Genomic DNA, 17,257 nt, shown 5'->3' on the forward strand with positions numbered 1-17,257 from the left:
CCCGAACCCATGAGTGCAGGAGGGTTGCGTTGCGTATCGAGATCGAGCACGAAACGACCTACGAGTACAGCGAGCCGGTCCGGCTTGGCCCTCAGACGGTGCGCCTGCGGCCCCGCCCCGGCGGGGCCCTGCGGGAGTTGGGCTTCGTACTCGATGTAGACCCTGCGCCATCGGTTCGGCTGGAGTGTCTGGACGTGATGGGCAATCGTGTCGTGCGGCTGCGGTTCACGGACGAGACCAGGCACCTGCGTCTGGCCGCGCGGCTCACGGTGGAGACCGGCGTGCCCGCGGACTATGTTCCTTTCCTGGCACCCGGTCAGGTGCGGCTGCCCCCTGACTATCCGGCGGCGGAGTCCGATCCGCTCGCCCCGTATCTGGCTGGACCGCCCGCCGAGCCCGCCGTGGCGCAGTTGGCCGGGCGGCTCCAGGGTGAGGCGGGCGCTGATCCGCTGGTCTTCCTGGAGCGGTCGAACCGCTGGATCTACGAGCAGATTGCCCGCGAGATCCGTCCCACCGGCGCCCCCCAGATCCCGGCTGAGACTCTGGCCCGGGGCCGCGGCGCCTGCCGCGATCAGACCGTGCTGTTCGTGGCCCTGTGCCGTGCCGCGGGGCTCGCCGCCCGCTTTGTGAGCGGTTACCAAGACCGCTCGGCCATGGAGACCAACCGGCGCTATCTGCATGCCTGGCCGGAGGTCTATCTTCCGGGGGCGGGCTGGTACGGCTACGATCCGACCCGCGGGATGGCGGTGTCGAACGGGCATGTCGCGCTCGCCGCCGCGCTCGATCCGGCCGGGACCCTGCCGGTGGAAGGGAGCTATTTCGGGAGCGCGTCCTCGCGGATGGAATTCGCGCTGACGATTCGCGCCCACGAGCCCAGTACCATACCGGATGACTGCCCCGCATGCCGCTGAACCTCAGTGTCGATGAACTCCTGGCGCTGGCCCCGGACGCCGCGTCCGTCAAGGCCGCCAAGGGGCTCGTGATCCCGGCCAAGTGGCCCAGGCTCGAATGCGACGCCTCGGCGATCTGGGGTGAATGCCAGGGCAGCGGGTCCACACCCTACCAGGCCCAGATCGACCTCGCCGGCCCCGCCTTCCGTTGTACCTGCCCCAGTCGCAAGTTCCCCTGCAAGCACGGCCTGGCACTGGGGTTGCTGCATCTGCAGCACGCCGATCGCTTCACTACGGCCGCACCGCCCGGCTGGGTCAGCGAGTGGCTGGCCTCGCGCGCCCAACGCGCGCAGCGGCAGGAACACAAGCAGACGGTCGAACGTCCCGCGGCGCCGGCCGATCCCCAGGCCGCCGCCCGCCGCGAGGCCAAACGGCTCCAGCGCATGGCCGACGGGTTGGCGGAGCTGGAGGCCTGGATGGCGGACCGGCTGCGCCAGGGTCTGGCCCAGCTTCCGGGTCAACCGGAGATCTGGGGTGCCATGGCCGCGCGGATGGTCGATGCCCAACTCCCGGGGCTCGCCGAGCGGCTGCGCCGGCTGGGTGAGCTGCTCGTGCGCGGGGGGCAGTGGCAGGGCCCGCTGTTGGCCGAATTGGGCCGGCTGCAACTCCTGATCGACGGCGCCCGACGTCTCGACGCGCTGCCGGCCGCGGAGCAGGCCGACCTGCGCGCGGCCTTGGGTCTGCCGCAGGACAAAGACGACCTGCTCGGCGCGGGGGAGCGGCTCACCGACGACTGGCTGGTGCTGGGGTGTCACATCGCCGAGGAGGATCGTCTGTGGATGCGCCGTGCCTGGCTCCGGGGTCAGACCAGCGGCCGTCTGGCCATGTTGCTCGACTTCAGTCACGGCAGCGCACGCTTCGAGCCGGGACTGGTGACCGGCGAGGTCCTGGCCGCGACACTCGCCTTCTACCCCAGCGCCGCCCCGCTTCGTGCCCTCTTCACGGATCCGCCGCAACGACTCCCGGACGGCCTGCCGGCGCCGCCCGCACCGATCGCTGACGAACTGGCGCGACTCACCGACCAGATCGCCGCCAATCCCTGGCCGGTCCGGCGCGGGCTCTACCTCTCCGGCGTCCCGCAACCCGCCGCCGGGGCTGACTGGGTCCTGCGGCTCGGGGATGACCGGGCGCTGCGCCTGGAACTGGGCGAGGACAGTGCCTGGCCGCTCGTCGCCGTCGCCGGCGGTGCGCCGGTCGCCGTCTTCGGCGAATGGGACGGCGAGCGGCTGCGACCGCTCAGCGCCTGGGGGCCGGGGCTGATCTGGACCGCCGGCAACGGCTGGAGCAACGCGTGATGCAGCCGCTCGACCAACTAGCGACCCAGCTCCTCGTCGGCACCGACCGGCGACCACCCGACTGGCCGAGCGCGGACGGCGAGCTCGGTGCTCTACTGGGCGAGATCCAGGCCGGCGCAACGGCCCCCGAGCCGACCGCACTGCGCCTTGCCGGCGTACTCGCCGTCTGCGCCGATGCCGGCTTCCTACCCGGGACGACCGACCGACCGCCGATCGGTCCGTGCCCCCACGAGCGCCTGGCGCCGGCCGCAACGCCGGAGCTCCTCTCGACGCTGCAACCCATCCTGGACGACGGCCCGGACCCGCTGCGCGCATTGGCACTGCGGCAACTGGCCGCCGCACAACGCCTCCTGCCGCCCCGACTACTACCGCGCGCACTGGTGCTTGCCCTCCAGCAGACCTGGCTGCGCCCCCTGCTGCCGGCGGTGGTTGGCGAGCGCGGACGCTGGCTTGCCCGGGTCAACCCGGAGTGGCAGCCAGCCCTGGCGGCGGATGACGCGTCGCCCGATCCCACCTGGTGGGACGAGGGCACACTGGAGCAGCGCTGCCGCTTCCTCACTGCCCGGCGTCGTCTGGACCCGAGCAGCGCCCGCGAGCAACTGGCGGGGACCTTCGGTGAGACGGATGCGCGCGGCCGGGCTCGACTGCTGGCGGAGCTTACGACCGGCCTCAGCCTGGCGGACGAGGACTTTCTGGAGGGCTGTCTGAAGGACCGCGGCAAGGAGGTCAGGCAGCAGGCCGCGGCGCTGCTCGCCTGCCTGCCGGACAGCCGCTACGTGGCGCGCATGGGCGAGCGCGTCGGTGCCTGTCTCGGGCGCGCGCGCAAGCTGTTGCGCCAGGTACTCACGATCGAACCGCCTGAGACCTTCGACCCGGATTGGAAAAAGGACGCCATCGACGAGACGACCACCCAGGGTGAACGATTGGGCCAGCGGGCCTGGTGGCTCTACCAGTTGGCCCGCGCCCTGCCGCTGCACTGGTGGCACGGCCGGACCGGCCTGGCGGCGGCCGACTGCGTCCGCTGGGCCAAGGGTACGGACTGGGAACTCGCCCTGCTGCGTGCCTGGATCGAGGCGCTGGCGCGCGCACCCGAGCTTGCCTGGACCGAGGCACTCCTGATGCGGCTGCCGATCGAGGGGCGCCCGCTCGACCCCCTCGACCTCATCGAGCGCCTGCCGCCGGCCGCGCGCGAGACGCACTGGTTCGGTGTGATGGAGGACCCGCCTCGCGGTACGCTGCTGGGCGTCATGCTGGGGCGTATAGCCCAGACACTCATGCGCGACGGCGCCCTGCTCTCGCCGCCGATCGCGCGGCGCATGCTGGATCAGGTCCGCCGTCAGTGGGTCAATGGGCACGCGTTACAGGACTACAGCCTGCGCCGTACCCTGCCCGACTTCATCTGCTGCCTGCCGGCCGACGTATTGGCCGAGGCCGCCAACGGCTGGCCGGCCCTGCCGGCCTTGGCCGAGACCCTGGCCCAGGTCCTGGCCGTCATCCGGCAGCGCCAGACCCTCATCCACCACCTTCAGGAAGGTCGAACCGCATGAATCAGATCCTGCGCCAGCATGCCGAACAGGCATTCGCCGAAGAGCTCGACGAGCTGAAGCGCTCCGACCAACGCCAGCGTCCGCCGAACTGGGCGCTGTCACCCTGGGCGGTCGCGACCTATCTGCTGGGCGGGCGGCTCGACAACGGCTTTGAGGTCAGCCCCAAGTACATTGGCAGCCGCCGACTCATCGAGATCGCCATCGCCACCCTCACGACCGACCGCGCACTGCTGCTGTTCGGCGTGCCGGGCACCGCCAAGTCCTGGGTCTCCGAGCACCTGGCGGCGGCGCTGTGTGGCGACTCCACGCTCCTGATCCAGGGCTCCGCCGGCACCAGCGAGGAGCAGCTGCGCTACGGCTGGAACTATGCCGAGCTGCTGTCCAAGGGACCCTCGCCGCAAGCCCTGGTACAGAGCCCGCTGATGCGCGCCATGGAGCAGGGCAAGATCGCCCGCATCGAGGAGCTGACCCGCATCCCGGCCGATGTCCAGGACACCCTCATCAGCGTGCTCTCGGAGAAGTCGCTGCCGGTGCCCGAGCTGGGCATCGAGGTCCAAGCGGTGCGCGGATTCAACGCCATCGCCACCGCCAACAACCGCGACAAGGGCATCAATGAGCTCTCCAGCGCGCTCAAGCGCCGCTTCAACACCGTGGTGCTGCCGGTCCCGGCCAGCGCGGACGAAGAGGTCGCCATCGTCAGCAAGCGGGTCGCCGAACTTGGGCGCGCGCTCGACCTGCCGGCCGAGCCGCCCGCGCTCAAGGAGGTGCAGCGGGTGGTGCGCATCTTCCGCGAGCTGCGCAACGGCCAGACCGAAGACGGCAAGACCAAGCTCAAGAGCTCCAGCGCCACCCTGAGCACGGCGGAGGCCATCTCGGTGATCAACAATGGCGTGGCGCTCGCCGCGCACTTCGGCGACGGCGTACTGCACGCGGGCGACATCGCCTCCAGCCTGGTCGGCGCCATCGTCAAGGACCCGGTGCAGGACGCCCTGGTCTGGCGTGAATACCAGGAGACGGTCATGAAGGAGCGCAGTGACTGGAAGGACCTGTACCGGGCGTGCCGGGACCAGGAGTGAGTTCGACGCGGACCGCGGGGAGCCCTATGGCCGATTCGCCCTTCCACCTCTTCGGCATCCGCCACCACGGTCCCGGTTGCGCCCGCAGTCTGCGCCAGGCGCTGGAGGCGCTTGAGCCCGACTGTCTGCTGGTGGAGGGGCCGCCCGACGGGCAGGATCTGCTGGCGCTGATGAAGGACACGGGACTGGTCCCGCCGGTCGCCCTGCTCATCTACGACCCCGAGGCGGCGCGCGACGCCGTCTTCTATCCCTTCGCCGAGTTCTCGCCCGAGTGGCAGGCCCTGCGCTTCGGCCTTACGCGCAACCTCCCGACCCGGTTTTTCGACCTGCCGATCTGTCACCAACTCGGCGACGATGCAGCGCCGCACGCGCCGCCGGCAGCGGCCGAGGGTCCGGAGGCCGCACCGGCCACCGCGCCGGAGGCCTCCGCGGACGCAGAGCCCGATCAGCAGACCGGCGCGGGCGCCGAGATCGCCGATCTGGTTGAGCGGGACCCCTTCGACTGGCTGGGTCGCGCCGCCGGCTACAGTGATGGCGAATCCTGGTGGAACCACCTGGTGGAGGAGCGCGGCGACGGCCTGCACCTCTTCGCCGCCATCCGTGAGGCGATGACCCTGGTGCGCGAGGAGTCTGCTACCGGGCACTGGACGGCGCCGCGGCGCGAGCGCGAGGCCCGGCGCGAGGCGCACATGCGCAAGCTCATGCGTCAGGCACAGAAGGAGGGCTTCGCGCGCATCGCCGTGGTCTGCGGCGCCTGGCACGTCCCGGCGCTCGTCGAGCTGCCGAGCGCCCAGTCCGACAATGCACTGCTCAAGTCGCTGCCCAAGCGCAAGGTGGCCGCGACCTGGGTGCCCTGGTCCTATCCGCATCTGAGCACTGCCAGCGGTTACGGCGCCGGCATCGCCTCCCCCGGCTGGTACGAACACCTCTGGCACAGCGCCCCCGACCGGCGCGCCATCGGCTGGGTCGCCAGGGCCGCCCGGCTGTTCCGCGCCGAGGACCTCGATTGCTCCTCCGCGCACCTGATCGAGGCCGTCCGGTTGGCCGACGCCCTGGCCGCGATGCGCGGGCGTCCGCAGCCCGGTCTCGAGGAGCTGGACGAGGCGCTGCGCACGGTCGTTTGCCAGGGCGAGGATGGGCCGATGCGGCTCATCGCCCGCGCGCTCGTCATCGGCGAGCGGCTCGGCAGCACTCCGGAGCAGACCCCGGCGGTACCGCTGCAGCGCGACATCACCGAACACCAGCGCGCGCTGCGGCTCAAGCCGGAGGCCAGCCGCAAGCCGCTCGACCTGGACCTGCGCCAGCCCAATGACCTGGCCCGCAGCCACCTGCTCCACCGGCTGTCGCTGCTTGGCATCGACTGGGGCGCGTTGAGCCGCACCGGGCGCTCGGCCAAGGGCACCTTCCACGAGGTCTGGACCCTGCAGTGGGAGCCCCGGCACGCGCTCGCCATCATCGAGGCCAGCCGCTGGGGTAACCGGGTCGCGGAGGCCGCCACCCGCTTCGTGATCGACTCTGCCCAGCGCGCGGATTGCCTGCCGACACTCTGCGAGTTGGTGAACCGTATCCTGTTGGCCGACCTGCAGGCGGCCATCGCGCCGGTCACCCGCATCCTGGAGGATCACGCGGCGGTTGCCAGCGATGTACTGCAGATGCTCGCCGCCGTCCCGCCGCTCGCCGCCATCCTGCGCTATGGCAACGTGCGCCAGACCGACGGCGGCATGGTGGCGCATGTACTCGCCGGGCTGGTGCCGCGCGCCGCCATCGGCCTGCCCGGCGCCTGTTCCGCGCTGGACGACGACGCGGCCACCGCGATGCGCGCGGCGATCCAGGGCGCCGATCAGAACCTGCGCCTGCTCAAGGACCAGGGGTTCGAGGCCGACTGGTCGGCGGCGCTGGTCCGTCTGGCCGAACCCGGCAGTGGTCACGGTCTGGTCTGCGGTCTGGCCGCACGGCTCCTGTTCGACGCCCAAGAGGCGGACCCGGACGAGACCGCCCGGCGCCTGTCGCTGGCGCTCTCGGCCGCCAACGATCCGGCGCCCGCCGCGGCCTGGCTCGAAGGCTTCCTCAATCAGAGCGCCCTGGTCCTGCTGCACGACCCCGCGCTCTGGGACTTGGTGGACGGCTGGGTCGCGGGGCTGACCGAAGACCACTTCATGCGCGCACTGCCGCTGCTGCGCCGGGCCTTCTCCGCCTTCGGACCGGCCGAACGGCGCCAGCTCGGGGAGCGCGCCAGGCGACCCTCGGCCGCTGCGCCGGCCGCGCCGCTCATTGCGGCCGGCGATCAGGCCCGGGCCGAGCGCCCCATCCCCTTGCTGAGACGCCTCTTGGGAATCGCATCATGACCAGCCCGACCGACGCCGATCAGAGCCCAGACCAGAACCGGTTGCGCCGCTGGCGTCTCGTCCTGGGCGAGCCGGCCGAGGCCGATGGCGGCTGCGGACTCACGGGCCTGGACGCCCAGATCGACGCGGCGCTTGGCGCGCTCTACGACCCGGATGGCCCGGGCGGACTGCGCGGCGGCAGTGGCGCCTCCTCGCCGCGGGTCGCCCGCTGGCTCGGCGACATCCGCCGGTATTTCCCTGCCTCACTGATCCAGGTGATGCAGAAGGACGCCTTCGAGCGGCTCGATCTCAAGTCGATGCTGCTGCAACCCGAGTTGCTGGAGGCGGTGCAGCCGGACGTCCACCTGGTCGCCACCCTCATGTCGCTGCGCGGCATCATCCCGGCCAAGACCCGCGACACCGCGCGCGCCGTGGTCAATCGGGTGGTCGCCGCGCTCATGGCCCGGCTGGAGGAGCCGATGCGTGCCGCGGTCAGCGGGGCGCTCAACCGCGCCGAGCGCAACCGCCGCCCCCGCCACGCCGAGATCGACTGGAACCGCACCATCCGCGCCAACCTGCGCCACTGGCAGGCCGACTATCAGACCATCATCCCGGAGCAGCGCATCGGCTACGGACGCAAGGCCCGGCGCACCCAGCGCGAGGTCATCCTGTGCATCGACCAGAGCGGCTCCATGGCCAACTCCGTCGTCTACTCCAGTATCTTCGGTGCAGTCATGGCCTCACTGCCCGCCGTCAAGACGCACCTGGTGGTGTTCGACACCGCGGTGGTCGATTTGACCGAGCAGTTGAGCGACCCGGTCGAGGTGCTGTTCGGTGTGCAGCTCGGCGGCGGCACCGACATCAACCGCGCGGTCGGCTATTGTCGGGAGATCATCCGCGAACCGCGCAACTCGATCCTGGTCCTCATCTCCGACCTCTATGAAGGTGGTGTGGAGCGCAACCTGCTCCAGCGTGCCGCCGAACTCATCCAATCCGGCGTCCAATTCATCTGCCTGCTCGCGCTCAGCGACGAGGGCGCACCCTCCTACGACCACCAGCTTGCCGCCAAGCTCGCTGCGCTTGGCGCACCCGCATTCGCCTGTACACCCGACCAATTCCCCAATCTCATGGCCGCCGCCATTCGACGTGAGGATCTGGGGATCTGGGCCGCGAAACAAGGGATCGTCACGGCGCGGGCGCCTGGGTGAGCACGTGGCGCGAGTCGCGAGCCTTGATCATCGTCGCATCCAACGGTGGCCCCCCCCGCAACTGGAGGTCGAGGCTTTAGCCGGTGGCGGCCCCCGAGATTTTCAAGATACATCGGCGTTTGACGCACGCATGACCGGCCAACGGCTATGGCCGCAAGACGAGCCACCCCGGACGATGCCAGCCCCCCGTGGGAGCGGCTTTAGCCGCGACGAGCTTATGGTCGCTTTGAGGTCGCCTCGCGGCTAAAGCCGCTCCCACCGGGTCTCAGCCTGACTGTCACGACAAAGCCCCGACCTCCAGTAGCCGGAGCGACGATCAAGGCCAGCGGATCGAGAGGAACTACGGTTCTCATCTGTTAAACTTAGCACGACGACCGATCCGGATTTTTCACTTCACACCTTCTATCAGACGCAGCCGCTATGCCATCCAACCTGACCATCGACCTTGCACTGGTCCGCAAGGCACGCCAGTTGACCGGAACCGGTTGCGCCGAGACCGTAGCAACCAATCTCTCCCACGATGACGGAGGTACGGCTCGATGAACATTCCCGAACTCGTCTATGAATCTGTCAAGAAGCTTCCCGTGCCCGCGGCACGCGAAGTCTTGGATTTCGCGCTGTTTCTGGCGCAACGGGAAGCCCGGCAGGAAGATCAAGACTTTATGCTTGCCCAGCAGTCCGCGCTGGGCGACTGGGACAACGCCGCAGACGAGGTCTGGAATGATGTTCCAGCCGCGTGACATTATTCTGTTGCACTTTCCCTTTACCGACCTGTCGGGGACAAAGCTAAGGCCCGTTCTGGTGCTCACTGCACCCAATGCCCAGGGCGATCTGCCATTGTGCGGGCATCCAAGCGGTGGAAGCGCCTGCGGCACTCCGCTTGATGTGGTCTTATGCCGCCTGCAATAGGAACTCGACTTTCACCGCGTCGAACGGAAACTCGACGCGGTCATTCGGTGCATGGCTCAGTACCCCGGCTTTGAGTAACGCGGCCACGTCGCGCTGAACCGCCTTGCTGTCGCGGCCAACACGCTGCGCGGCCTCGCCAATGGACACGGGGCCGGCGCCGCACAGCGCCTTGAGTAACTCCCAGCGCTTTGCGGTCAACACCTCCCATAGCAGCTCCGGCGTCGCGAAACCGATACGCGCATCGGGTTGCGCGCACCCCGTGTCCATGGCGCGTGCAGCTTCGGCCAAGGTTTCTTTGAGAGAACGCACTTCAAGAATGACGGTTTTCATGATTCCACCTCGGCACGTCGGCTTCTCCTTCCCAGGGTTCCATCTGCTCACCGATGCCCGTCGGTGGGCTGGCGGAGGGAATGCCACCGCGTCCATTCCCATACCTCGGACGCTACACATCGGCTATCCGTCCGCCGCATCGCATGCGCGGCCTGGGTATTATTGCGCATTGCCTGCTGGAATCAGCTGCCGAATCAACTTAAGCAGTTCCTCGGGCGGCACCAGTGACTCCCTGTCCTGCTGCCAAAGTTTCTTCGCACCGTATCCCTTAACCGCCTGTGTAAACGCCCTCCTGAAGCCCTGCGTAATCTCGAATGGGGGCCGACCGCACTGCTCCAGGGGGTGCACCTGCACGGCCTGAAAAGGGGAGTCCCCGTCGTATACGTTTTCATCGTCGGGAGATACCGGAACGACGAAGTCGACGAACAACCAACCGAACTCCGTGAGCCGACCACCGTTCACCTTGAAACATAAGAGCCAGTCGAACCGCTCCACGGTCCCGTCAGCACAGCCGAAGTAATCGGTCGGCTCAGCTACACGGTATTCATGCCTGGCCTGGTCCCGAGCGGCCCGAGAAAAATCCGCCACCGCAATCCAGGGACCGATCTTCCATGGATCGGAGTTACGGTAGGGGCTGTCGAACCAGGCAGCGAAGTCGCGGCGCGACTTGGTTCCGGCCCCTCCCCGTAGGCCCGCGGGCAGCGCCCTGGTCTCCCTCTCCAACTTGGAGAGTGCCTCTTCGGTCACGTCCTCGGGCTCTACCTCGGCGATCAGTCGGTCGATATCGAACAGCCCAGGCGGTAGGAAGACCGCGGCCTCCTTGAGGCGGCCCCTTCCCAGCGCGTTGTCAGAGGCGTTGGCGGACCCGACGATACAACCTCGCTGCTCCGACCAGAAGACCTTTGCGTGTAGCTTCGGGGAGAGTTGGACCCTGGCCCCGGCCTTGATCAGGTCCTGAAGGGCGCGCGCGCTGGTACCCCCCGCGGACGGGTTGCAGATCAGGTGCAGGCCATCCGGAGCGGGCAGGTAGGCGGGCGCCCCGTCACCGACATAGGCAACTACCGCAACCCGCCGATCGTCCGGGTCGGGGTCCTGAAACAGGCGCTTGAGGTGTTTTAGGATACTGCCGCTCGTGTAAAGGACCTCGACCATCTCTTCACCTCCATTTCTGGTCTTGAATTATGACTATTCGCAATAGGTAGCAATAGGGGCCAGCCTCAATTGAGTCATTATCTCTTGCGGCTGCGAGATCATCCCATTGGAGTTTGCCGAGAACATGATCACTTTGGCGGGTGCCAGCCGGCGAGTGCCCAGAGGCGACGCGCCGGGACTATGTATGGATTGTTGAGATTCAGCGCGACAACGGTCGCCCGTCCGGTAGCCGTCACGCCACGGATGTAGGTGCCATCCTGACTCCAGAGGAAATGCTCAATCCAACGCTGTCGACGCGGATTGAATAGCGTAACGCTCGCGCCGGTTTCTGGGTCCTGCGCCTCGACCTGGATTCCCTTGTAGCTGTTGCACCAGGCGCAGGCGAGCCAGAGGTTGGATTCCTGTGAGCTCCCGCCTCGGGCACGCGGAACGATGTGTTCTACATGCATCTGCGCACCGCTGACACGCTGGTCGGTCAGGCAGTAACCGCAGCGCTGCTGTGCAGCGTCAGCAATCCGCTCTCGCAGTGCCTTTGGGATGCCATCGGCCATCAAGCCGCCGCCGGTTGTCCGAGTAATCCCTTGCCGCTGCGAATGCTGAGCAGCGCATAGGCACGGGCCTTGCTCAGGGTTAGCTCGCCGTAACGTTCGCGCAGCAGCGCAAGTTCGGCCTGCTCCCCGGCGGTCAGGTTGGCGCAGCGTTGACCGAGATCGGAGAGACGCCGTTGCTCAGTTTCCGATAGGGTGCTTTGAGCGATGTTAAGCAGCGGTCCGTCGCCCAGCCAAGTCATTTCCAGAAGGCGGGTCTGAAGCTCGGGCGGTATGTCATCCAATGCCGGCAAGGCGGCCTCCAGGACCGCGGCGATGACCTGTTCCAGGGGGCGCTGCATGAGTCGCGCGGCTTGGTCGGCCTGCCGTACCAGGGAATCCGGCAAATCCAGTGTAATGGCTGTCATCGGGGGACCCTTTGCGTGGTGGAGTCAAACTTCGCGGTCGCGATCATCGGCGTTGTCTCTCCCAAGGAATTGAGGCTAGCCCCTTATGCCGCTATTCAAAGGCGACTACCAGCCGCTTACCCAGCGCAGCGGCGACGCGCTCAAGTTGTTTCAGCGTGAGGTAGTCATGCGGATTCTCCAGATGCTTGGCCGCGGGCCAGGCGATGTCCGGGGTGCGGGTCGGTTCGGCGAAGGCGCACTCTGCGCGTGCCCGGCGCACCAGCAGGGCGGCTTGAATGTTGGCGCTGGGCGCAATCAACGTCGCATCGGGGGCGAACGACGGCGCGGGGATGGGGTGCCCTTCCTCCATCCGTGCCTCCAGGATCAAGGTCAGCACTTCGGCGGCGTTGAATAAGGCCTCCTCCAGGGTATCCCCCTCGGTGAAGGCCTCGGCGAAGTCGATGAACTGGACCACAAAGCCGCCGTCGGGCTCCGGGGTCAGGGTGGCGGGGTAGCGGCTATCCATGGGAGTTACCTGAGTTTGATACGGGGAGGCTAGATCAGAAAAGGTAGCGGGTCAAGCGGTCCCCAACAAGGCGCAGCGGTTGGGCGAGGCGGCGCATGGCCAGCGCGGATGCATCCTATGTGACAGTCACCCGGCGGTGAAGTCCAGGTCGAGCGCCTTGCGCCCGGCGATTGGCCTTGATCGTCGTTCCGGCTACTGGAGGTCGAGGTTTTTCGTGATAGTCAGGGAGGGACCCGGTGGGAGCGGCTTCAGCCGCGACGATGCGACGGACGCTTGCGGGGTCCCGTCGCGGCTGAAGCCGCTCCCACCGGGACTTTCATCGTCCGGGGTGGCGGGTCTTGCGGCCATTGCTGTTAGCCGGTCCGGCGTGCAGACGGCACTGATTTCTCGTGGAATGTCGGGAGCCGCCACCGGCTGAAGCCTCGACCTCCGGTTGTGGAGGGACCACCGCTGGTCGCAACCATGATCAAGGCCCGGCGATTGACCAAACGCCGCTGTTGCGTAAAGTAACGGTGCCCGGCCTTGAGCATTGTTTTTGTCGCGGGCGTCGGGGCGCACAGCGCCCAACACGGGCGTGACACCGCTCGAGCGGTGTCACGAGAGAGGATTCCCCCGGTAGGTGCGGCGCTAGCCTCCGCGTCGCTGCCAGGGCCACTGACGGCGCCCGCTCAATCGCATTATCTATTTTGGCAGTCCCAAGTGAACCAGAATTGCCTCTTCTACCGCCAGCATATCGGTTCTTGCCAATGTCGAAATTTGATTCTTAAGGCGAGTTTTGTCCGCTGCCATGATCTGATCGGCCATCGCCTTGCTGCTTTTGCCATCGACCGTGACCACGGCTTCACCCGGGTAAAGACGTCCGGTGTTGCTGGTCAGCGGCACCACGACAACCCGCCCCAGATGCCGGTTCGCGGCATCGTTGCTCACGATCACCGCCGGGCGCGTCTTGCGGATTTCGGTCCCGACGGAAGGGTCGAATTCGACCCACCACACTTCACCGCGCTTCATCGGCCATGTCTCCGGCCAGCGCGTTGCACCACTCCAGCGCCTCGGCCTCACGCGCGGTGTCGGCCGCCATCGCCCGGTATCCGTCGTCGAGCACTGTATCCAGCACATGCGGCCTCACCAAGTCTTCGATGAATTGGCTGATGCGCCGCTTGCCGATGGTCCGGTAAAGCCCTTCGTATACCGCTTCATCGAGCGTGATCGTCATCCGCTTATGCATCGCAACCTCCACAGTGTGTTATGCGCATCACTCATCATATACCGCGCCCGCCATCGATGCACCCCCGCCTGACCGTCGGGGGGTAGTCGGCCGAGTCCTTGGGGGCCTGTCCCAGCCGCCGGGCGGCGGCGTTCGGTTTCGCCACTCTCACGCAAGTCCGCCCTCTACTGCTCGGGGATTGACCAAACACCGCAGTGGCGTACAGTAACGGTGCCGGGCCTTGATCATCGTTCCGGTCGCAGGCCGCGGGGCGCACAGCGCCCAACACAGGCGTGACACCGCTGGAGCGGTGTCACGAGAGATCGCCAATGACCGGACCCTGACTCCAAGCGGTTCCAACCGATGAACGACGCCCGCCCCAACCCCGATGCCCTGCTGGAACGTGTCCAACGCGAGGAGGACCGCGCGCGGCGCGGGCGCCTCAAGGTCTTTTTCGGCGGCTGCGCCGGGGTCGGTAAGACCTATGCGATGCTCGCCGCCGCCCAGGAGCAGCGCGCCAAGGGGGTGGATCTGGTCGTCGGCGTGGCTGAGACCCATGGTCGCGCGGAGACGGCCCAGCTGTTGGAGGGCCTGACGGTCCTGCCCCCGCGGCCGGTCGCCTACCGCGGCCGCCAGCTAGGGGAATTCGACCTGGACGGGGCACTCGCGCGCCGCCCGGCGCTGATCCTGATCGACGAATTGGCGCACTCCAATCTGGCCGGCTCCCGCCACCCCAAGCGCTGGCAGGACGTGGAGGAACTGCTGGCCGCCGGGATCGACTGCTACACCACGCTCAATGTCCAGCACCTGGAGAGCCTGAACGACGTAGTGGGCCAGATCACCGGGGTGCGGGTGCGCGAGACGGTGCCGGATCGCGTCTTCGACCTGGCGGACGAGGTGACCCTGGTCGACCTGCCGCCGGACGAGCTGTTGCAGCGCCTCCAGGAGGGAAAGGTCTATCTCCCCGATCAGGCGGCGCGGGCGGCCGACCACTTCTTTCGTAAGGGGAACCTGCTGGCGCTGCGCGAACTGGCACTGCGCCGGACCGCCGACCGGGTCGATGTGCAGATGCGCGACTATCGCGCCGATCAGTCCATCAGTCAGGTCTGGCAGGCCAAGGAGCGGCTGATGGTCTGTGTCGGCCCCGATCCCGGTGCGGAACGCCTGGTGCGCAGCGCCGCCCGGCTCGCCGCCGGCCTGCACGCGGACTGGCTGGCGGTCTATGTGGAGACCCCGCGGCTCCAGCGCCTGCCCGCGGCCCAGCGTGAGGGGATACTCAAGACCCTGAAACTGGCCCAGGACCTGGGCGCGGAGGGCGTCTCACTCTCCGGGGTCGACCTGGTCCAGACGCTGCTTGCCTATGCGCGCGGGCGCAACGTCTCCAAACTGGTGGTCGGCCGCTCGGGCCAGCCGCTGCTGCGTCGGCTGCTGCGGCCGAGCCCGGCGGACCGGCTCGTAAGCCAAAAAGATATGGACGTCTATATCGTGGGGGACGAGGACGCGCCGGGTGATCAGGAGCCCCCGCTGGCGGTCCTGGGTTTGGGGCCGTCTGGTCACCGGTTCGAGCCCCGGCGCTACCTGTGGGCCGTCGCCATCTGCGTTGTGACCACCGGGGCCGCGGCGGCGCTGACGCAGGTCTTCGACCTGGCCAACGTGATCATGCTCTATCTGCTGGGGGTGGTGCTGGTCGCGATCCGCTGGGGCCGCGGGCCGGGCGTCCTCGCCTCGGTGCTCAGCGTGGTCGCCTTCGATTTCTTCTTCGTCTCCCCACACTTTTCACTGACGGTGGCGGACACCCAGTACCTGTTCACCTTCGCGCTCATGTTGGTGGTGGCGCTGACCATCAGCCACCTCACCGCCAGCTTGCGCTTCCAGGCGCGCGTGTCGGGGCACCGGGAGCGGCGTGCCCAGGCACTGTTCGAGGCGGGACGCGCACTCTCATCGGCGCTGACCGCGGGTCAGATCGTGCAGGATGGGAGCCAGCGTCTGGCCAGCGTCTTTCAGTCGCGGGTGCTGATCCTGCTGCCGGACAGTCAGGACCGCATCCACCCGCCGCTGGTGGCCGGGGGCAGCGACCCGCTGGAGGAGGCATTCGCGCGCGAGATCGATCTCGGTATTGCCCAATGGGTCTATGACCACGAAGGGCCCGCCGGACTGGGTACCGACACCCTGCCCGCCAACCCCCACCTGTATCTGCCCCTGCGGGCGCCGATGCGCACCCGCGGCGTCCTGGCGGTCGCGCCCGCCGATGCCGACGCCATTTTTCAGCCCGAGCAGCGCCGGCTGCTGGAGACCTTCGCCGCCCAAATCGCCCTGGCCCTGGAGCGTGTCCACTATGTCGAAGTGGCCCAGGACGCGGTGGTCAGCATGGAGGCGGAGCGTCTGCGCAACTCACTGCTGGCCGCCATCTCGCATGACCTGCGCACGCCCCTGACCGGCCTGATGGGGCTCGCGGACACCCTGGCCGCCGCGCCGGACCCGGGCACGCGCGACCTGGCCCGGGCCATCCATGAGGAGGCGCTGCGCCTGACCGCCCTGGTCACGAACCTGCTGGACATGGCGCGGCTGCAATCCGGCGGGGTGACCTTGAAGCGGGAGTGGCTGCCGATCGAGGAGGTGGTGGGCAGTGCCCTGCGCGCCAACGCCGCCTTGCTGGCCGGTATCGAGGTGGCAACCCAGATCCCGGCGGACCTGCCCTTGGTCTCCTGCGATGCGGTGCTGATGGAGCGGGTCTTGAGCAACCTGCTGGACAATGCGGCCAAGTACAGCCCGCCGGGTGGTGTGATCCGCGTCGCCGCGACGGTTGCGGGTCCGTGGCTCCGCGTGCAGGTTACGGACGCCGGCCCGGGGTTACCGCCAGGTCAGCAGGAGCGCGTCTTCGACAAGTTCACCCGCGGCGAACGCGAGAGTGTGCGGCCCGGCGTCGGGCTCGGGCTCGCGATTTGTCGGGCGATTGTTGAGGTCCATGGCGGGACCATCCGCGCGGCCAACGGCCCGCACGGGGGCGCCGAGTTCAGCTTCAGCTTGCCGCTGGGCGTTGCGCCGCAGATTGCGGGGGCCGACCTGGAGTCTGAGTACGCGCTGACAGGCCGGTCTGATGGATGACAGAGCGCGCGTCTGCGTCGTGGTGATCGAGGACGACCCGCAAATCCGGCGTTTTCTGCGCACCGCACTGGGCGCCGAGGGGATGACGGTGTGCGAGTGCGCCACCGGCCACGCGGGTTTGCTGGAGGTTAGCGCGCGCCAGCCGGACCTGGTGATCCTCGACCTGGGCCTGCCGGACCTGGAGGGGATCGAGGTGATTCGGGGGGTGCGGGGGTGGAGTGGGGTACCCATCCTGGTGCTGTCCGCGCGCACCCAGGAGACCGAGAAGGTGGCCGCCCTGGACGCGGGTGCGGACGACTATCTGACCAAGCCCTTTGGTGTCGCCGAACTCCTGGCCCGGCTGCGTGCCCATCTGCGGCGCCGCGACCTCCCGCGGGAGGGGGCTGATCCGCAGTGTCGGTTCGGTCAGGTCTGTATCGATTTTGCCGCGCGCATCGTCACCCGCGGCGGCGAGCCGGTCCACCTCACCCCCATCGAATACCGACTGCTGACGGTCCTGGCGCGCAACCCCGGCAAGGTGCTGACCCAGCGTGCACTGTTACGCGAGGTCTGGGGGCCGGGTCATAGCCAGGACGGCCACTACTTGCGGATCTATATGGCCAATCTGCGCCGCAAGTTGGAGCTGGACCCGGCGCGGCCGGCGCACCTGATCACGGAGACCGGGGTCGGTTATCGGCTGGTGACTGGCTAGGCAGCG

At 68.0% G+C, this 17,257-nt stretch carries 16 protein-coding genes; 9 read left to right on the top strand and 7 right to left on the bottom strand.

From position 1 onward, the window contains the following. Nucleotides 1–29 precede the first annotated feature (29 nt). The 7 genes from QZY44_RS33690 (at nucleotide 30) to QZY44_RS33720 (ending at nucleotide 9,140) form a co-directional block, all read left to right on the top strand. Nucleotides 30–911 carry a transglutaminase family protein gene (locus QZY44_RS33690; RefSeq protein WP_295458155.1) on the top strand — a complete coding sequence of 294 codons (882 nt, stop codon included), beginning with the start codon at nucleotides 30–32 and terminating at the stop codon, nucleotides 909–911. After that, nucleotides 902–2,245, top strand: coding sequence for an SWIM zinc finger family protein (locus QZY44_RS33695; RefSeq protein ID WP_295458158.1), 1,344 nt, complete (start codon nucleotides 902–904; stop codon nucleotides 2,243–2,245). Before QZY44_RS33690 ends, QZY44_RS33695 begins: the two co-directional genes overlap by 10 nt. After that, on the top strand, nucleotides 2,245–3,792 hold the full coding sequence (locus tag QZY44_RS33700) for a DUF5691 domain-containing protein (protein ID WP_295458161.1): 1,548 nt from the start codon (nucleotides 2,245–2,247) through the stop codon (nucleotides 3,790–3,792). The genes QZY44_RS33695 and QZY44_RS33700 overlap by 1 nt, the downstream gene beginning before the upstream one ends. Next, entirely contained in the window at nucleotides 3,789–4,868 is a 1,080-nt protein-coding gene (locus tag QZY44_RS33705; protein WP_295458164.1) for an AAA family ATPase, read from the top strand. Before QZY44_RS33700 ends, QZY44_RS33705 begins: the two co-directional genes overlap by 4 nt. Nucleotides 4,869–4,894: 26 nt before the next feature. Then, the gene (locus QZY44_RS33710; RefSeq protein ID WP_295458165.1) at nucleotides 4,895–7,213 is read left to right on the top strand and encodes a DUF5682 family protein; all 2,319 of its coding nucleotides are present in this window, start codon (nucleotides 4,895–4,897) and stop codon (nucleotides 7,211–7,213) included. Further along, nucleotides 7,210–8,400, top strand: coding sequence for a VWA domain-containing protein (locus QZY44_RS33715; RefSeq protein ID WP_295458167.1), 1,191 nt, complete (start codon nucleotides 7,210–7,212; stop codon nucleotides 8,398–8,400). Before QZY44_RS33710 ends, QZY44_RS33715 begins: the two co-directional genes overlap by 4 nt. 539 nt (nucleotides 8,401–8,939) lie before the next feature. After that, entirely contained in the window at nucleotides 8,940–9,140 is a 201-nt protein-coding gene (locus tag QZY44_RS33720; RefSeq protein WP_295458170.1) for a hypothetical protein, read from the top strand. A 151-nt stretch (nucleotides 9,141–9,291) separates the two neighbouring features. Here the strand turns inward: QZY44_RS33720 and QZY44_RS33725 are convergent, their stop codons facing one another. The 7 genes from QZY44_RS33725 to QZY44_RS33755 all read right to left on the bottom strand — a co-directional run bounded on the left by QZY44_RS33725 (nucleotide 9,292) and on the right by QZY44_RS33755 (nucleotide 13,476). Continuing rightward, the gene (locus tag QZY44_RS33725) at nucleotides 9,292–9,639 is read right to left on the bottom strand and encodes a DNA-binding protein (RefSeq protein ID WP_295458174.1); all 348 of its coding nucleotides are present in this window, start codon (nucleotides 9,637–9,639) and stop codon (nucleotides 9,292–9,294) included. Between the two features lie 159 nt (nucleotides 9,640–9,798). Further along, nucleotides 9,799–10,791, bottom strand: a complete 993-nt coding sequence (locus QZY44_RS33730; RefSeq protein ID WP_295458176.1) for a phospholipase D family protein — start codon at nucleotides 10,789–10,791, stop codon at nucleotides 9,799–9,801. A 128-nt stretch (nucleotides 10,792–10,919) separates the two neighbouring features. Then, nucleotides 10,920–11,342, bottom strand: a complete 423-nt coding sequence (locus QZY44_RS33735; protein ID WP_295458178.1) for an HNH endonuclease — start codon at nucleotides 11,340–11,342, stop codon at nucleotides 10,920–10,922. Beyond that, nucleotides 11,342–11,746 carry a hypothetical protein gene (locus tag QZY44_RS33740; protein ID WP_295458180.1) on the bottom strand — a complete coding sequence of 135 codons (405 nt, stop codon included), beginning with the start codon at nucleotides 11,744–11,746 and terminating at the stop codon, nucleotides 11,342–11,344. Before QZY44_RS33740 ends, QZY44_RS33735 begins: the two co-directional genes overlap by 1 nt. 91 nt (nucleotides 11,747–11,837) lie before the next feature. After that, the gene (locus QZY44_RS33745) at nucleotides 11,838–12,251 is read right to left on the bottom strand and encodes a type II toxin-antitoxin system HicB family antitoxin (protein ID WP_295458183.1); all 414 of its coding nucleotides are present in this window, start codon (nucleotides 12,249–12,251) and stop codon (nucleotides 11,838–11,840) included. Between the two features lie 681 nt (nucleotides 12,252–12,932). Then, complete coding sequence (locus QZY44_RS33750; RefSeq protein WP_295458186.1) at nucleotides 12,933–13,259, bottom strand: type II toxin-antitoxin system PemK/MazF family toxin; 327 nt, start codon at nucleotides 13,257–13,259, stop codon at nucleotides 12,933–12,935. After that, nucleotides 13,246–13,476, bottom strand: a complete 231-nt coding sequence (locus tag QZY44_RS33755; protein ID WP_295458187.1) for an addiction module antitoxin — start codon at nucleotides 13,474–13,476, stop codon at nucleotides 13,246–13,248. The genes QZY44_RS33750 and QZY44_RS33755 overlap by 14 nt, the downstream gene beginning before the upstream one ends. Nucleotides 13,477–13,818: 342 nt before the next feature. Between QZY44_RS33755 and kdpD the strand changes: the two genes are divergently transcribed. Both kdpD and QZY44_RS33765 read left to right on the top strand, forming a co-directional pair. Further along, nucleotides 13,819–16,560, top strand: coding sequence for a two-component system sensor histidine kinase KdpD (gene kdpD, locus QZY44_RS33760; protein ID WP_295458191.1), 2,742 nt, complete (start codon nucleotides 13,819–13,821; stop codon nucleotides 16,558–16,560). Beyond that, a complete protein-coding gene (locus tag QZY44_RS33765) occupies nucleotides 16,553–17,251 on the top strand; it encodes a response regulator (RefSeq protein ID WP_295458194.1) in 699 nt (232 codons plus the stop codon). Before kdpD ends, QZY44_RS33765 begins: the two co-directional genes overlap by 8 nt. Nucleotides 17,252–17,257 lie beyond the last annotated feature (6 nt).

The sequence above is a fragment of the uncultured Thiodictyon sp. genome (genome assembly GCA_903837595.1).
Classification (GTDB): domain Bacteria; phylum Pseudomonadota; class Gammaproteobacteria; order Chromatiales; family Chromatiaceae; genus Thiodictyon.

What these genes read in the sequence shown, in the direction of transcription:
- QZY44_RS33725 (WP_295458174.1), bottom strand. Translation starts at nt 9,639, where the DNA reads ATGAAAACCGTCATTCTTGAAGTGCGTTCTCTCAAAGAAACCTTGGCC.
- QZY44_RS33705 (WP_295458164.1), top strand. Translation starts at nt 3,789, where the DNA reads ATGAATCAGATCCTGCGCCAGCATGCCGAACAGGCATTCGCCGAAGAG.
- QZY44_RS33735 (WP_295458178.1), bottom strand. Translation starts at nt 11,342, where the DNA reads ATGGCCGATGGCATCCCAAAGGCACTGCGAGAGCGGATTGCTGACGCT.
- QZY44_RS33750 (WP_295458186.1), bottom strand. Translation starts at nt 13,259, where the DNA reads ATGAAGCGCGGTGAAGTGTGGTGGGTCGAATTCGACCCTTCCGTCGGG.
- QZY44_RS33695 (WP_295458158.1), top strand. Translation starts at nt 902, where the DNA reads ATGCCGCTGAACCTCAGTGTCGATGAACTCCTGGCGCTGGCCCCGGAC.
- QZY44_RS33765 (WP_295458194.1), top strand. Translation starts at nt 16,553, where the DNA reads ATGGATGACAGAGCGCGCGTCTGCGTCGTGGTGATCGAGGACGACCCG.
- QZY44_RS33745 (WP_295458183.1), bottom strand. Translation starts at nt 12,251, where the DNA reads ATGGATAGCCGCTACCCCGCCACCCTGACCCCGGAGCCCGACGGCGGC.
- QZY44_RS33700 (WP_295458161.1), top strand. Translation starts at nt 2,245, where the DNA reads ATGCAGCCGCTCGACCAACTAGCGACCCAGCTCCTCGTCGGCACCGAC.
- QZY44_RS33710 (WP_295458165.1), top strand. Translation starts at nt 4,895, where the DNA reads ATGGCCGATTCGCCCTTCCACCTCTTCGGCATCCGCCACCACGGTCCC.
- QZY44_RS33740 (WP_295458180.1), bottom strand. Translation starts at nt 11,746, where the DNA reads ATGACAGCCATTACACTGGATTTGCCGGATTCCCTGGTACGGCAGGCC.
- QZY44_RS33720 (WP_295458170.1), top strand. Translation starts at nt 8,940, where the DNA reads ATGAACATTCCCGAACTCGTCTATGAATCTGTCAAGAAGCTTCCCGTG.
- kdpD (WP_295458191.1), top strand. Translation starts at nt 13,819, where the DNA reads ATGAACGACGCCCGCCCCAACCCCGATGCCCTGCTGGAACGTGTCCAA.
- QZY44_RS33715 (WP_295458167.1), top strand. Translation starts at nt 7,210, where the DNA reads ATGACCAGCCCGACCGACGCCGATCAGAGCCCAGACCAGAACCGGTTG.
- QZY44_RS33755 (WP_295458187.1), bottom strand. Translation starts at nt 13,476, where the DNA reads ATGCATAAGCGGATGACGATCACGCTCGATGAAGCGGTATACGAAGGG.
- QZY44_RS33730 (WP_295458176.1), bottom strand. Translation starts at nt 10,791, where the DNA reads ATGGTCGAGGTCCTTTACACGAGCGGCAGTATCCTAAAACACCTCAAG.